The 15,210-nt window shown below is 45.9% G+C and carries 15 protein-coding genes; 8 read left to right on the top strand and 7 right to left on the bottom strand.

Annotated features, from left to right (window positions below; all coding sequences use genetic code 11):
* Positions 1-168: 168 nt before the first annotated feature.
* The 6 genes from COT43_11605 to COT43_11580 all read right to left on the bottom strand — a co-directional run bounded on the left by COT43_11605 (position 169) and on the right by COT43_11580 (position 6,064).
* Positions 169-735: a hypothetical protein gene (locus COT43_11605; protein ID PIS27236.1), complete on the bottom strand. Its 567-nt coding sequence runs from the start codon at positions 733-735 to the stop codon at positions 169-171.
* Positions 736-760: 25 nt separating this feature from the next.
* On the bottom strand, positions 761-2,128 hold the full coding sequence (locus tag COT43_11600; GenBank protein PIS27235.1) for a glycoside hydrolase family 3: 1,368 nt from the start codon (positions 2,126-2,128) through the stop codon (positions 761-763).
* Between the two features lie 101 nt (positions 2,129-2,229).
* The gene (locus COT43_11595) at positions 2,230-2,361 is read right to left on the bottom strand and encodes a hypothetical protein (protein ID PIS27234.1); all 132 of its coding nucleotides are present in this window, start codon (positions 2,359-2,361) and stop codon (positions 2,230-2,232) included.
* Between the two features lie 334 nt (positions 2,362-2,695).
* Positions 2,696-3,943: a DUF1015 domain-containing protein gene (locus COT43_11590; protein ID PIS27233.1), complete on the bottom strand. Its 1,248-nt coding sequence runs from the start codon at positions 3,941-3,943 to the stop codon at positions 2,696-2,698.
* Between the two features lie 103 nt (positions 3,944-4,046).
* A complete protein-coding gene (locus COT43_11585) occupies positions 4,047-4,946 on the bottom strand; it encodes a 3-phosphoglycerate dehydrogenase (protein ID PIS27237.1) in 900 nt (299 codons plus the stop codon).
* Positions 4,947-4,984: 38 nt separating this feature from the next.
* Entirely contained in the window at positions 4,985-6,064 is a 1,080-nt protein-coding gene (locus tag COT43_11580) for an aminotransferase (GenBank protein ID PIS27232.1), read from the bottom strand.
* 463 nt (positions 6,065-6,527) lie between these two features.
* Between COT43_11580 and COT43_11575 the strand changes: the two genes are divergently transcribed.
* From COT43_11575 to COT43_11540, 8 genes are read left to right on the top strand one after another with little or no spacing between them, the layout of a single operon-like run.
* Complete coding sequence (locus COT43_11575; protein ID PIS27231.1) at positions 6,528-7,556, top strand: branched chain amino acid aminotransferase; 1,029 nt, start codon at positions 6,528-6,530, stop codon at positions 7,554-7,556.
* Positions 7,557-7,580: 24 nt separating this feature from the next.
* Positions 7,581-7,937 (top strand): hypothetical protein, encoded by a 357-nt coding sequence (locus COT43_11570; protein ID PIS27230.1) that lies wholly within the window; start codon positions 7,581-7,583, stop codon positions 7,935-7,937.
* A gap of 42 nt (positions 7,938-7,979) precedes the next feature.
* Entirely contained in the window at positions 7,980-8,849 is an 870-nt protein-coding gene (locus COT43_11565; GenBank protein ID PIS27229.1) for a ferredoxin-NADP reductase, read from the top strand.
* 14 nt (positions 8,850-8,863) lie between these two features.
* Positions 8,864-10,327 (top strand): glutamate synthase (NADPH), homotetrameric, encoded by a 1,464-nt coding sequence (gene gltA, locus COT43_11560; GenBank protein ID PIS27228.1) that lies wholly within the window; start codon positions 8,864-8,866, stop codon positions 10,325-10,327.
* A 15-nt stretch (positions 10,328-10,342) separates the two neighbouring features.
* Positions 10,343-11,530, top strand: a complete 1,188-nt coding sequence (locus COT43_11555; GenBank protein PIS27227.1) for an aspartate aminotransferase — start codon at positions 10,343-10,345, stop codon at positions 11,528-11,530.
* 24 nt (positions 11,531-11,554) lie between these two features.
* The gene (locus tag COT43_11550) at positions 11,555-11,923 is read left to right on the top strand and encodes a hypothetical protein (protein PIS27226.1); all 369 of its coding nucleotides are present in this window, start codon (positions 11,555-11,557) and stop codon (positions 11,921-11,923) included.
* Positions 11,924-11,937: 14 nt separating this feature from the next.
* The gene (locus COT43_11545) at positions 11,938-12,990 is read left to right on the top strand and encodes a 3-methyl-2-oxobutanoate dehydrogenase subunit VorB (protein ID PIS27225.1); all 1,053 of its coding nucleotides are present in this window, start codon (positions 11,938-11,940) and stop codon (positions 12,988-12,990) included.
* Positions 12,987-14,414 carry a 2-ketoisovalerate ferredoxin oxidoreductase gene (locus COT43_11540; GenBank protein PIS27224.1) on the top strand — a complete coding sequence of 476 codons (1,428 nt, stop codon included), beginning with the start codon at positions 12,987-12,989 and terminating at the stop codon, positions 14,412-14,414. The genes COT43_11545 and COT43_11540 overlap by 4 nt, the downstream gene beginning before the upstream one ends.
* A 75-nt stretch (positions 14,415-14,489) precedes the next feature.
* On the opposite strand, the gene COT43_11535 is transcribed toward COT43_11540, so the two are convergent.
* A partial coding sequence (locus COT43_11535) for an imidazolonepropionase (protein ID PIS27223.1) occupies positions 14,490-15,210 on the bottom strand: 721 nt, incomplete at its 5' end.

Genomic DNA, 15,210 nt, shown 5'->3' with positions numbered 1-15,210 from the left:
CTCTTCGTCACCGAACGACATGATAAATTTTTCCGTATGATCATCGTACGCGGTTAACGAAATCGGCGTTCCGTTCACGATGAATGTGTCTCCGAAAACGGCTTCAAACGGTTGATCATCAATCATCACGCGGAAATAAAATGCGCGATCATAAGAATTTTGATATAGTCAGAATTTGCCAACAGTGATCGGATGATTGACCGACAAATCGACGAGGTTAATCTGATTGATCACAAGATGACTGATGTAATTTTTAGGAAATGACGTTCCGGCGTGCATGGGAATCTCAAAACGCTCCAACCGAATCACCGCATCTTCATTTTCGGGTAAGCGTTCAACGAATGACGATAAAAATATTTCTTTACCTTCGACGATTGACAGAAAAAAACGTATTTCCAGATTTTTGTTTAGAAAGACAACGCCGAAAATCAACGCTAAAAGCAGATGAAGCGCTTTTTGGGCAGTCGATCGAATGACATTGAAAATCACCGCCAAAACCAATAAAATCGTCAGGAATAACCACAAAAAGCCGTTCAGTCCAGAGCTGTAAAACCGGTCTAAACTCAGCCATCTGACAATGAGGTTTGGAGAAGAATAATCCGGTGATACTTCGGATTGCTGAAGAAAAAACGTACTGGCGGCGAGCAGAAGAATCAGGACAAGCGCAACGATCTGAAACATTCTCAGCACGATTAGATTCCATTTAGTTTGATTCATTTTCATTTTGTCAATCACAATCCAATATACGAAATTTTCAGTGTCATTTAACGACCGTTATCAACCGGCTGAATAACCTTTCAGGAGTTTCCAATGTGATGAAATAAACGCCCGACGCTAAATTACCTGCATCGATCTGCTGTCGATAATTTCCCGGAATCATGTTGGCGTCCATGAGAGAAGAGACCTTTTGGCCCAGCAAATTGTAAATTGATAATTTCACTCGCCCGAATCTTGGAACAGCAAACGATACGAACGACTGCGCGTTGAATGGGTTCGGATAGACGTCAAGTTCATATCGATCCGGCGTCGTCGGAAGAATTTTTTTGACAACACCATTCGATCTTTCTTTCAGCGCCATGATCCGCTGGAAAGATTCTTCAATACGCGCGCTGTCGATCACATCGTCGCGAATCTGTTCTATAATGATATCTGAAACGACGGCGGTAAGCGATCTCCCATCGTAAAGATTCGTATTAAAAAGCAAAATATCCATTCCCGCATTGACCGCCAGCGTTACTGTTTCTTTGAGTGAAAAGGTATCAGTGATCGCCCGCATGAACAGTTCGTCACTGATCACAACGCCTCCATATCCCAGCGAATCCCGTAAAAGTCCGGAAATCGCGTTGCGAGATAACGACGCCGGATAAACGGAATCAATATTTGAATTAAACAAATGACCCACCATGACCATATCATCAAAGCCCTGAGAAAAGAGTTCCTCATATGGAGTGAGTTCCGAACTAGTCCAAGTCTGACTGATGTCTGTAAATCCCAGATGAGAATCATCTTCAGCGCTTCCGTGACCGGGAAAATGTTTCAGCGCCATAAGAATTTCCCGTTGATGAAATTCATCGATGAACCACGATGCGTGACGGGCAACCGTCATTGGATCGGAAGAAAAACTGCGATCCTTGGCTCCAATGGCCGGGCTTTGCCGATTGACATTGACATCGACAACCGGTGCGAGATTGACGTTGATTCCGCAAGTTGAAAGCCAACCCGCCATTCTGGCGGCTGTCTGACGAGTAGAATCTTCCAGATTATATGTGCTTCCCAGTTGAAACGCGGAGGGCGTGCTGGAAAAACCATTGTAGGCTCCAAGGCGCGCGACGCGTCCGCCTTCCTGATCGATCGCTATCAGTGGCGGCGTCTCAGCCAGACTTTTAATGCTTTCCGTCAAGTCCGCGATCTGTGTCGGATTTTGGCAATTACTTCCGAATAGAAGCACGCCGCCCAGGTTCCGCATATTCAAATCGTAAGCCAGCGAATCGGGAACAGTCGTTCCGGCAAAACCAATCATCACCATTTGGCCGATCTTTTCCCGAAATGTCGGTTTTCCGACAGCGATATTATAAATGAAAAACAAAAATGAAAAGATGCAAACTATTCGTATCAATTGATTTTTCATCAAATCCTTTAAATATTCGGAGCGATATTGTCAGTTCATTCAGAGAATATCGCCCGCGCAAATGCCGATATGCTTCCCATCCCGAACTGCGATTTTTTCATTCACGATAATATGCGAGGTTCCCTTCGAATAATCAGATCGAAACGGTTTTTGACGGAACAACCGATAAATGCCCCAAGACTGGCGAGTGAAGCGGTTTTCAGGAAGTCGCGGCGGGAGATTTGACCAGACATTTTCACCTCATTTCAAACTGCGGAAATTTTATAAAAGAATCTGAAAGGAACAAGGATTGGTTTTGCTGGCGACTAAAAATTGGAGATTGGAGATTGTCAAATAATAAATTTTACTATCTGAGATACCAAAGAACGGCATAAAGTTAAATATCAGGATTTAATTGCACACTGGCATTTTTATAAACTTATTCTCAGTCCATCCCGAAACTTCGGGATGTTCATCTCAATCGAACTACAAATGACTCAATACGCTGAGCAATTTTGCTCAGTTTCTCAAGTAATATTCAAGGAAAATCTTTTATTAGGGATACAGATTTTTCGATGCTTATGTAATTTATTCCAGCGAGTGAACGACTAAGCCGCTCCGGAGTTTCGGTTCGAACCAAGTCGATTTCGGAGGCATGAGCAGTCCAGCGTCGGCAATTGCCATTAACTGCTCCACCGATGTCGGAAAAAGCGCGAATGCAACCATCATTTCGCCGGAATTCACGCGCTTTTCAAGTTCGGACAATCCGCGAATTCCACCGATAAAATCGATACGTTCATCCTTTCGCGGATCGCCAATTCCGAGAATCGGCGTTAACAAATTATTCTGGAGAATCGAAACATCGAGGCTGTTTACGGGATCGCTTTCCTCGAAAGTCCCAATTTTAGCGCGTAAAACCCACCACTGATGATCGAGATATATTGCAAAAGTGTTTTTCGCGGCCGGTTTGGCATTCTCCAGACAACAGGCTTCATGGATATCGAATTTTTCACCGACTCGCCGTAGAAATTCATCCTTACCAAGTCCGTTCAAATCTTTCACGACGCGGTTGTAATCCAAAATCCGCAGTTGGTTGTGCGGAAACAGGACGGTGAGAAACCAGTTGTATTCTTCTTTCCCTGTGTGATTTGGATTTTCCTTTCGACGCAGTTCGCCGACCATTACGGCGGATTTAGCGCGGTGATGTCCGTCCGCAACATACGAAAACGGAATGCTTTCAAACCGTTTGGTCAATTCCTCAATGATAGATTCCTCACCAATTACCCAGAGCGTATGACGGATTCCGTCGTCCGCCGTAAAATCGTATTCCGGCTCGTTTTGGACGATTCGCGAAATCATTGCATCAATTTCCGCCTGCGCCGGATATGTTAGAAAAACCGGACCGGAATTCAGGTTGGTATATTTGACGTGATTGATTCGGTCGCGCTCCTTGACTTCGCGCGTCAATTCATGAATGCGAATACGTTTTTGCAGATAATCATCGACCGACGCATCGACCATCAAGCCATATTGCTCACGACCTTCCATGATCTGGCGATAGGCGTAAAACTTTTCTGATTTGTCTTGAAAAAACCACTTATTACGTAACATCTCACGAAAATATTCTGACGCTTTTAAATAAACTTTTTCATCGTATGGATCGGTTTCGGGTGGCAGATCAATTTCAGATTTGGAGACATGCAGAAACGAATATGGATTCCCAGCCGCTTTGACTCTTGCCTCATCCGAATTCAAGACATCATAAGGCAAAGCCGCAATCTTTTCGGCGAGTCCTTTCTGAGGTCGAATTCCTCTAAATGCTTTGATTTTGACCATTTTTTCCTTCAGCAAATTTACTCGCACCGTTTTAAAGAACGACGCGATAGTTCACGAATTCAATCGGGAAGTCGTTATTCCCGAATTTGGCGAATTAACGACTCTACTTTTTTAATGTCGCTACAATTTTCTGAGCAATTTCGACGCCGACGCGGTCCTGTGCTTCGACGGTACTCGCTCCCGTGTGCGGCGTTACCGATACTCGCGGGTGACGGATCAGTTCCAGATTTTCCGGCGGTTCCTGCGAATAAACGTCGAGCCCCGCGCCACCGATTTTCCCGGAGTTCAGTCCGCTCAGTAATGCTTTTTCATCAATCACGCCGCCGCGGGCGCAATTCACGATAAAAACGCCTGTCTTCATGATTTCAATTTCATGCTCGCCAATCAAAGGTTGCGGCTGTTTGGGCGTATGAAGCGTAATAAAATCCGAATTTTTCAACAATTCGTCAAGCGGGACGATTTTCACGTTCAGATCAGTTTTGATCTCAGCGACATCGTAAGCCAGAATTTTCATTCCGATTGCCAGCGCAATTTTTGCGACAAGTTGCCCGATCTTGCCAAAACCGACGATTCCGATCGTTTTACCGGAAAGTTCGGTTCCTTTGGCGTACGCTTTCTTTTCCCATTTGCCTTCGCGCATTGTGATATTCGCTTGAGGAATGAACCGCGCCAGCGCAAAAAGATGCGCAAAAACGAGTTCGGCGACGGAAAGCGAGTTTGCCGCGGGCGTGTTCAGGACGGGAATGCCAATTGATTTAGCGTATTTATGATCGATGTTGTCAATCCCGGCGCCGCCGCGGGCAATCAGCTTCAGATTTCTTCCCGCGTCGATGACTTCCTTCGGAACGTTGGTCGCCGAGCTCACTAAAACCCCATCATATTCCGGAATCACTTTGATCAGTTCCGGAAGTTCATAAAATTGAATATCAAAGTCGATTCCGGCGTCTTTTAGAATTTTTTGTCCTTCTTTGCTCAATCCGTCGGTGATTAATATCTTCATAATCAACTCCTCTGATTATCGAGAGATAACGCCTCGTAATTTTATACCATCTTCGTCAATGTTTCGTCAATGACATTTAACAGTTCTTTTAATTCGGCAACCGTCCGGTCTGCCATGTGAGCGATTCGGAATGTTTTCTCTTTAAGATCACCGTAACCGTTGGAAATTTCATATCCGACTTCGCCGATTTTCTTATTCAGATCGGCGACGGAAATTCCGCGTGTGTTGCGAATCGTCGTCAGCGTAACGGATTCAAAACCTTTCGCCGGAAAAACCTCAAATCGTTCGTTTGCCCAAGCGCGAGTGATTTTCGCCATTTCGAGATGACGCGCGTACCGATTTTCCAAGCCTTCGACATCTAAAATATAGTCGAGTTGTTTATCCAGCGCGAACATGTGCGAAAGCGACGGCGTGCTGGGATATTGATAGGGTTTTTTCAGAACGTAGGAATAGAGTTCCACGATGTCAAGATACGACCCGCGAAATTCGACTAATTTAGCATGTTCCAGCGCTTTCATTGATGCCGAGCAAATCGACATTCCCGGCGGTAAGCCGATCGCCTTTTGCGTGGAAGTAATGCAAACATCAATTCCGAGTTTATCGACTTCGATTCTGGTGCCAGCCATTGACGAAACTGCATCGACCAACCAGATGATATCCGGGTATTTTTTCCGAACTTCGGCAATAGCTTCGATAGGATTCATCAAACCGGTAGAAGTTTCATTGTGGGTAATGGTAAACACATCATATTTCCCAGTCGAAAGATATTCATCGACAATCTCCGGAGTCGTCGGCTGTCCCCATTCAGCTTTGACACAATCATGCGGAACGTTGTTGGATTTTGCCAACTGCGCCCAACGGTCTCCGAATGCGCCGACCGAAAAGACGACGGCTCGTTTTGCCGTACAACTCCGAATCGATCCCTCCATCAGTCCTGTACCAGAAGTCGTTGAGAGCAAAATCGGATTTTGTGTGTAAAAAACCTTCTGAAGTTTTTCAGAAATACCTTGCTGAAGAGCGGATGCATTCTTGCTCCGATGCCCGATCATCGGCGTTGCCATTGCGGAAAGGATTTCTGGACGAACATCCACTGGGCCTGGAATAAATAGTTTCTTGTGCATAAAAACCTCCTGATGAGTTTATTGGGTTGATTTCAGTCAATTTTTCAAAACATCGTATGTTCTTATGAACATATCAATTTCTCTGCCAATTTCTTTTTTAATTACAAGGAATCATCGTTTTTTTACATCCTTCATATTCGATATTAAAGATAAATTTCCATTGTTTCCACAACAATATTATATGTGAGAGTTGATTTGCCAAACAAACTTTTAATTCCTAATTCTAATAAAGAACTTCCGAAGCCTTTTCCAATTTTAGGAATTGGACAGTGGCAAAAACCATCATTTCTGTTAAAACACGAATTGTCTTTCTAACGCTACAATAAAGACAGGCAAACACAAAGAAATTTCAATGGCATGACATTTGTCAATGTTACTTTTTGATTGTTGAATGTTTTTTCCCGACAGGCAGACATTTCGATCTTCCTGATGAAGGAAGCGGATTTAATTAGAAAGGAAAATCATGGATCCCAAAGCAACTGAGTGGAGCAAACTAGATTTTAGCTACAGGTACACCCCATATCGTTTTCATGCACATTGGAAAGATGGTTCGTGGAATGAAGGAATTCTGACAAGTGAAAACAAGATTGCGATTGACGAGGGAGCAACTTGTCTTCATTACGGTCAGCAAATCTTCGAAGGCATGAAGGCTCAAAGAGCGAAAGATGGGCGCATCCTGCTTTTCCGTCCGCGCGAAAACGCCAAACGCTTCCGCAAATCTGCCCGACGCCTGCTCATGGCGGAAGTTCCAGAAGAATTATTCATGAAAGGCATCATCTCAGCGGTGAAAGCCAACATTGACTACATTCCGCCTTATGGTACAGGCGCGTCGCTTTACCTGCGACCATTTCAGATTGGTATTGGCGAAAATCTCGGCGTTCATCCGGCTCTGGAATATCTTTTCGTCGTATTCGTTTCGCCGGTGGGTCCGTATTTCAAAGCCGGATTTAAACCGATCAGTTTAAAGGTAGAGTCTTTCTACGATAGAGCCGCTTTACACGGCATTGGTCAGGCAAAAGCCGGCGGCAATTATTCCGCGTCACTTCTTCCGTTGAAAATAGCCAGAGATGAAGGTTTCAATGAAGTCGTCTATCTCGATCCCTTAGAACACAAATATTTCGAAGAAACAGGCGCATCGAACGTTTTCTTCGTTTTCAAAGACGGCTCGGTGGCAACGCCAAAATCAGATACAATTTTGGATAGCATCACTCGTCATTCATTGATTGATGTCGTGCGCGAAGATTTCGGATTGAAAATGGAAGAAAGACCGATCAGCGTCAGTGAAATTGATAATTTTGCGGAAGTCGGCGCATGCGGAACTGCCACGGTCATCACTCCCGTCGGTTGCCTAAGTTATCTCGGCAAACTGTACAATTTCTACGCAGATGGCAAGGAACCCGGTCCGATAACGACTCGAATATACAAACAATTAACAGGAATACAGATCGGAGACATTCCAGATAAACGCGGCTGGCTCGAAGAAGTTAAATAACGAAAATAGGCAAGGATAAAAGCCATGGTTACGGAAAATTTTAAATGGGAAGATTTGGACAAAGACGGTTTGACCTATTTAATGGAAAACCGAAAAGACGTCGTTAAGAATTACCAGAAAATGGTTGGCTCGCTGGGATCGCATCTTGACGAAAAGACGCGTCAATTGATTATGCTGGCAATACAAGTCAACAGTCCGTCTCCGGAAGCTATCAAAATACTCATTCCCAAAATCGTCCGCACCGGAGCCACTCGAGATGAAATCGTCGATACGCTCATTTTGACCATCCCGATCGTTGGCTTATCAACCGTTTTGAAAATGCTTTCATTTACGCTGAAAGAATTGGAAGAACTCGAAAGTGCATACAGCGATTTGCGATAGAAATATTACCTCTGGATTCAATTCCATAACTGATGAAAAACCATGAATAGAATTATCTCCGCAGAATTCATCGCGCCCGACATCAAGCGATTCGTCATCGAGGCACCACTCATTGCCCGCAAGCGCAAGCCGGGACAATTTATCATCGTTCGTGTTCGAGAAAACGGCGAGAGAATTCCCCTAACGATTGTTGACGGCTCACCCGAAACCGGTTTCATCACGCTCATGGTTCAGGGAATTGGCAAAACGACAAAAACGATGAATCTTCTCAAAGCGGGTGAATTCGTCCGCGATGTTGTTGGACCGCTTGGCAAACCGACTCGTATCGAAAAATATGGCGTCGCCGTCTGTATCAGCGGAGGCGTCGGGACGGCGGAAGTCCTGCCCATTGCCAAGGCGCTCAAAGAAGCAGGAAACCGTGTCATCACGATCATCGGCGCACGAACCAAAGAACTTGTTATCGCCGAATCAGAAATGCGTGCCATCTGCGACGAAGTCATCATCACAACCGATGACGGAACTTATGGCAAGAAAGGGTTTGTCACCGAAGCGTTATCCGATATTTTGAAAAGTGATGGAAAACCGGATTTCGTGTTGGCGGTCGGTCCTTTGCCGATGATGAAAGCCATCGCCGAAATGACACGTCCCTACCAAATTCGCACCGAAGTTTCGCTTAACAGCATTATGATCGACGGAACCGGCATGTGCGGCGGTTGTCGGGTAACTGTTGGTGGACAAACGAAATTTGTTTGCGTCGATGGTCCGGAATTCGATGCGCATCAGGTGGATTTTGATCAGGTCGCCAAACGCCAAAAGCAGTTTAATGCTCAGGAAAAAATATCCTTAGATCGGTTCGTGCAAGAACACCATCCCTGTAAACTGGATTCATTTGTCAATCAACCCGAAAGATAGTAGCAATTTCAACGATGGAAAATTCACCGATTCTCACCCAAAAAGAACGCCTAGCGATTCCTCGACAAAAAATGCCCGAACAGGCACCCGAAATCCGAAAACGCAATTTCAATGAAGTTAATCTTGGATTTGACGAAGAAACCGCCGTTCTTGAAGCAAACCGCTGTCTGGATTGTCCGCGTCCGACATGTATCGAAGGTTGTCCCGTTCAAATTAAAATCCCCGATTTCATTCGTATGATCACGCAGAGAGATTTCCTTGGCGCGGCGAAAAAAATCAAAGAAGATAATCTTTTGCCATCGGTTTGCGGACGCGTTTGTCCACAAGAACAACAATGTGAAAAAACCTGCGTTCTTCACGGAAAATTTCAGCCGATTTCCATTGGAAGATTGGAACGATTCGTCGCCGATTACGAACGGAAATCTGGTATTTTTACGCCGCCGGCTATTTTACCGCCGAACGGAAAAAAGATCGCCATTGTCGGCTCGGGTCCATCAGGGCTCGCCTGCGCCAGCGATTTGGTTCAATGGGGATACGATGTGACGATTTTAGAAGCGCTCCATGAATTGGGCGGCGTCCTCGTTTACGGCATTCCGGAATTTCGTTTGCCGAAGGAAATTCTCAGTTATGAAATCAATAATCTGAAGAAGATCGGCGTCAAATTCGTCAATAATTTCATCGTTGGAAAAATGCTGACGATCGATGAATTGATGGACGAGGAAGGTTTTGATGCCGTTTATCTGAGCGTTGGCGCTGGTTTGCCATGGTTTTTGAACATTCCTGGCGAAAATCTGATGGGCGTCTATTCCGCTAACGAATTTTTAACACGGATTAATCTGATGAAAGCCTATCAGTTTCCAGATGCCGACACGCCGATTCACATCGGGAAAAACGCGGTCGTTATCGGCGGCGGAAATACGGCAATGGATGCCGTCCGAACGGCTATGCGGATCGGCGCCGAAACGGCTACCATCGTCTATCGCCGCTCGGAAGTGGAAATGCCCGCGCGCATCGAAGAAATTCATCACGCCAAAGAGGAAGGGATCGTTTTCCGTATGTTAACCAATCCAGTTGAATTTATTTCCGACGAAAACGGCTGGGTTAAAAGCGTGCGCAATGTTCGGATGGAACTTGGCGAACCGGATTCTTCCGGAAGACGCCGTCCCATTCCGATTCCCGGATCAGAATTCGACATCGAAGCCGATTTGGTCGTCGTGGCTATCGGCAACGGCTCGAATCCGCTGATTTCTCAGACAACACCCGATCTGAAATGCAACAAACGGGGAAATATTCTCGTCAGCGGCACCTCTGGGCGCACATCCAAACGTGGCGTTTTTGCAGGCGGCGACATCGTTTCAGGCGGTGCGACGGTGATCCTGGCGATGGGCGAAGGACGAAACGCCGCAAAATCCATCGACGAATTTATCAAAACCGGCGATTGGGATGATAACAGTCCGATTGCTCAATCAATGCCATAATCCAGCGAGTACACCATGCCAGTTTCTTCAAAAATTTCTGCCGCTTTGACTAACGCCTCCTGGATTCGAAAAATGTTCGAGATCGGTTTGTCTCTCAAAAAACAATATGGCGCGGATAATGTTTATGACTTTTCGCTTGGAAATCCCGACCTCGAATCGCCGCCAGAATTCACTGCCGCTCTTATTGAAGAAGCCCAAAAAACGGGACCGCTCGTTCACGGTTATATGCCAAATGCCGGTTATATCGAAACCAGACAGGCAATCGCAAACATGCTGAAACAGGAAACTGACATCAATTTTACCGCCGAACATGTAATCATAACCGTCGGTGCCGCAGGCGCCTTAAATGTTTTATTCAAATCCATTCTTGAACCCGGCGAGGAAGTCATTGTCATTGCGCCATTTTTCGCCGAATACGACTTTTATATCGACAATCAGCAGGGAGTCAGAGTCATTGCCGAATCGACGGCGGATTTGTTGCCAGACCTTGGGGAAATCCAGTCAAAAATAACATCCAAAACCCGCGCATTGCTGATCAATAGCCCCAATAATCCTACCGGTCGCGTTTACGATGAAACTGTGTTGAAAAATTTAAGCGCGCTATTGGATTCAGCGAGTAAGAAATTTGGGAAACCAATTTATCTCATCACCGACGCTCCATATAAAAAAATCATTTACGACGGATTGTCCTGCATATCACCGTTTCTATTCTACCGAAATGCGATTCTGGCGACTTCGTTTTCTAAAGACTTGTCGCTGGCTGGCGAGCGAATCGGCTACCTCGCAGTCAGTCCATACGCTGATGATAACAAGAACATCATCAATGCCGCGACATTCTGTAACCGCATTTTAGGCTATGTCAACGCGCCTGCGCTGATGCAAAGAGTGATTCCACATGTTTTGAACGCACAGGTCAATGTAACGATTTATCAGCGCCGCCGTGATTTGTTCTATTCCGCTCTGACGGAAATTGGATATGAAATAATCAAACCTGAAGGAACATTTTATCTTTTCCCTAAATGTCCGATAGACGACGATATTCAATTCGTACAGTCGCTTCAGGAAAAATTGATACTCACGACGCCAGGAACGGGTTTTCATCGAAGAGGATATTTCCGGACTGCATTCTGCGTTTCTGAAGAAATCATTCGCCGGTCAATTCCCGGTTTTAAGGCAGTTTTCGATCAATTCAAAAAACGATAAACACAATAAAGATGGAGAAATCTTATGAGTGAAGTAAAAAGCAGAGGACATGTGGTAATCAATACCGAAGAATGCAAAGGCTGTGAACTTTGTATTGAGGCTTGCCCTGTGAAGGTTTTGACGCTTTCCGAAAAATTCAATACTCACGGCTACCATACGTCATCATACGTCGGTGAAGGTTGCACGGGTTGCGGAATTTGTTTTTACGTTTGTCCAGAACCGGGCGCTATTATGGTTTTCAAACGCTGGGATTTGATGACCGAAAAGCGATTTTGCCCAACATGCGGAGTCGAGCGGAAGGTTTTTTCACGGGATTCAGCGCCAGATGTTCTGCTCTGCACCGAATGCGGTCAACCAATCGAAAAAGAAAAAGTTCAACTTTCAGAAAAGTAGAGAGCGAGGATTTTATGGCTAAACAATTTTTAAAAGGCAACGAAGCAGTCGTCAAAGGTGCGATTCTGGCAGGTTGTAAGTCCTATTACGGCTACCCAATCACGCCCGCGAGCGAAATCGCACACGCCGCCGCCAAATATCTCCCACTGGCAGGCGGAACATTCGTTCAGGCAGAAAGCGAGATCGCCGCGATCAACATGGTTTACGGCGCGGCATCGGCAGGCGACCGCACCATGACGGCATCGTCGAGTCCGGGCATTAGTCTGAAACAAGAAGGCATTTCTTATTGCGCCGGATCTGAACTTCCCTGCGTGATCATCGACGTCATGCGCGGTGGCCCGGGATTAGGAAATATCGCTCCCGAACAAAGCGATTATAATCAGATTGTCAAAGGCGGCGGACATGGCAATTACAAAAACATCGTGCTGGCGCCGAACTCCGTGCAGGAAATGTGCGATTTGGGAATGCTCGCCTTTGATCTGGCAGATAAATATCGGAATCCTGTCGTGGTTTTGACAGACGGATTCATCGGTCAGATGATGGAGCCGGTGGAATTTCCGAAACCTGTCGAAAAATTTCCCGAAAAACCGTGGGCGATTAAAGGCAATGCCGAAACGATGGATAATCTGATTACATCCATCGAACTCGAACCCAACGATCTGGAAAGACACAATATCAAACTTCAGCAAAAATATGCGATCGTCGAAGAGCAGGAAGTCCGTGTGGAAGAATACCAACTCAACGACGCCGAAATCGTAATCGTTGCCTATGGAATCGTTTCGCGAATCACTCAATCCACCGTCGATTTTCTTCGGGGAACTGGCATTAAAGTAGGCATGTTGCGACCGAAGACTCTTTTCCCATTTCCGAAGAAAATCATCGCCAAACTGGCTGACACGGCTAAATTCTTTCTCACTATCGAATTGAGTAACGGGCAGATGGTGGATGACGTCCGTCTCGCCGTCAACGGTAAAAAACCTGTCTATCTCTATTCGCGGTATGGTGGAAATGTCCCGACGGTGAAGGAAATCAATGAAGAACTGATGAAACTGATGAGGATGTCATGAAAGATATTTTAAGAAAATCGGAAACATTTTTCGATGTTTACGAACGCAAACCCGGCGCCGACAAACTAACAACGACTTATTGTCCGGGTTGCGGGCACGGAAATCTGCACAAATTGATTGCCGAAGCATTGGAAGAATTTGGCGTACGAGATCGGACAATTTTTATCAGTCCCGTCGGGTGCAGTGTGTTCGCTTATTACTATTTTCATACGGGAAATATTCAGTCCGCTCACGGCAGAGCGCCAGCAATTGCTACGGCGGCTAAACGCGCACATCCTGAAAGTGTCGTCATCAGTTATCAGGGCGACGGCGACCTCGCGGCTATTGGCGGGTTGGAAATTCTGCATGCCGCCAATCGGGGCGAAGGGTTCACGGTTTTCTTTGTCAACAACGCCACCTACGGAATGACCGGCGGACAAATGGCGCCGACAACTCTCATCGGTCAAAAAACGATGACTACGCCGCGCGGCAGAACAGTTCAAAATGAAGGCTATCCGATTCGTATGTCTGAAATCATCGCCACGCTGGATGCGCCGGTTTATGTCGAGCGCGTGATGCTTGCCGACACCAAATCCATCATGCAAGCCCGCACCGCTGTCCGAAAAGCGCTGAAACTGCAAATAGAGAAAAACGCCTTTTGCTTCATCGAAGTTCTTTCGCCGTGTCCATCGAACTTCAAAATGACACCCGCCCAATCAAAATTATGGGTCAAAGAAGTTTTAGAAAAACAATTCCCACTTGGCGTTAAAAAGGATATTTCTGAGACATTTGTTAAAAAGGAAATCGCCCGAACTGAGGTTGAGTTGTCCGATTTGCCAAAAATCTTAGAAATCGAAAGCGCGCCGGTTGATTCCACGAAAATTGCCGATTACCGAAGTAAAAATATCTCCGAAGAAATCAAGATCGCGGGATTTGGCGGACAAGGCGTTTTGAGTTTGGGAACGGTTCTCGCCGAAATGGGCATGCGTCACGGCTATGAAGTCAGCTGGTTGCCATCATACGGACCTGAAATGCGCGGCGGTACGGCAAATTGCAGTGTCAAGATTTCCAACCGGAAAATCGGCTCGCCACTCGTTACGAATCCAACTGTTTTAATCGCTATGAATCGCCCGTCATTAGACGCATTCGAAATGGATGTTGTCTCCGGCGGACTGATTATCTACGATTCTTCGCTGATTGACAGAAAGCCCGTCAGAACCGACGTCAAAATTATTCCGATTCCTGCGACGAAATTCGCGGACGAACTTGGAACCACGAAAGCGGCAAACATGATTATCGTCGGCGCGTTGCTGGAATGCATCCAAATCATGAACATCGAAATCGTGCTGGAATCGCTCGGCTATATCCTGAAACATAAGAATCTGGTCGAACTAAATCAGCGGGCAATATTAAAAGGTGTTGAATTTTTCAAGTCTTTAAAATAGATTTATAACATTCTTGTACCTGGCGTCCCCAAACATCTATCCTCAACACTCGGGACGCCGGGACGGGATGTTTTACTAAGGAATATCACGCGCCGAATCGGTCAATTTCCAGACTAATTTTCCTTTTTTATAGACACTCGCAACGGTAGGAAAACCGAGAAAGTAAGGAATTCCTTGATACCGCTCGATATTCCAGATAACGAAATCCGCTTGTTTTCCCTCTTCTAAACTCCCAACCGTCTTTTCCATTTTTAACGACCGCGCCGCGTGAATCGTCGCCGCCTGAATTGCCTCCAACGGACTGAGTTTCAATTTCAAACATGCGACGGCAATGACAAACGGCATCGACTGTGTCATACTACTGCCCGGATTGAAATCGGTCGCAATGGCAACCGGCAGACCGACGTCCCACATTTTCCTGCCCGGCGCATAAGTATCCGAACCAAGAAAAAAGGTCGTCGCGGGAAGCAAAACCGGAACGACGTCAGCCTCTTTCAATGCCTGAATTCCTTCATCGTCGATTGCCATCAGATGATCGGCGGAAAATGCGCCAAACCTTGCGGCTAATTTTGCACCGCCAAAAGGTTTGAACTCCTCGGCATGAACGCGAATTCCCAGGCCGAGAAATTTCGCGGCGGACAGGATTCGCGCAGATTCTTCCACCGAAAAAACGCCCTCTTCGCAAAACACGTCGCAAAAATCCGCTAATCCTTCCCGAACGATTCCCGGTAACATCTCGCCAGTAATTAAATCAATATAACCATCGTGATCATTCGCAAATTCTTCCGGAAATTCA

This window comes from Candidatus Marinimicrobia bacterium CG08_land_8_20_14_0_20_45_22, from assembly GCA_002774355.1.
Taxonomy (GTDB): domain Bacteria; phylum Fidelibacterota; class UBA2242; order UBA2242; family UBA2242; genus 0-14-0-20-45-22.
The sequence above is the reverse complement of the archived record's forward strand: the minus strand, read 5'-3'. Positions and strand labels throughout refer to the sequence as shown.

Coding starts and splice junctions, on each gene's coding strand:
- COT43_11540 (PIS27224.1), top strand. CDS start 12,987: ATGAAAGATATTTTAAGAAAATCGGAAACATTTTTCGATGTTTACGAA.
- COT43_11580 (PIS27232.1), bottom strand. CDS start 6,064: ATGCACAAGAAACTATTTATTCCAGGCCCAGTGGATGTTCGTCCAGAA.
- COT43_11555 (PIS27227.1), top strand. CDS start 10,343: ATGCCAGTTTCTTCAAAAATTTCTGCCGCTTTGACTAACGCCTCCTGG.
- COT43_11565 (PIS27229.1), top strand. CDS start 7,980: ATGAATAGAATTATCTCCGCAGAATTCATCGCGCCCGACATCAAGCGA.
- COT43_11595 (PIS27234.1), bottom strand. CDS start 2,361: ATGTCTGGTCAAATCTCCCGCCGCGACTTCCTGAAAACCGCTTCACTC.
- COT43_11570 (PIS27230.1), top strand. CDS start 7,581: ATGGTTACGGAAAATTTTAAATGGGAAGATTTGGACAAAGACGGTTTG.
- COT43_11545 (PIS27225.1), top strand. CDS start 11,938: ATGGCTAAACAATTTTTAAAAGGCAACGAAGCAGTCGTCAAAGGTGCG.
- gltA (PIS27228.1), top strand. CDS start 8,864: ATGGAAAATTCACCGATTCTCACCCAAAAAGAACGCCTAGCGATTCCT.
- COT43_11590 (PIS27233.1), bottom strand. CDS start 3,943: ATGGTCAAAATCAAAGCATTTAGAGGAATTCGACCTCAGAAAGGACTC.
- COT43_11600 (PIS27235.1), bottom strand. CDS start 2,128: ATGAAAAATCAATTGATACGAATAGTTTGCATCTTTTCATTTTTGTTT.
- COT43_11550 (PIS27226.1), top strand. CDS start 11,555: ATGAGTGAAGTAAAAAGCAGAGGACATGTGGTAATCAATACCGAAGAA.
- COT43_11575 (PIS27231.1), top strand. CDS start 6,528: ATGGATCCCAAAGCAACTGAGTGGAGCAAACTAGATTTTAGCTACAGG.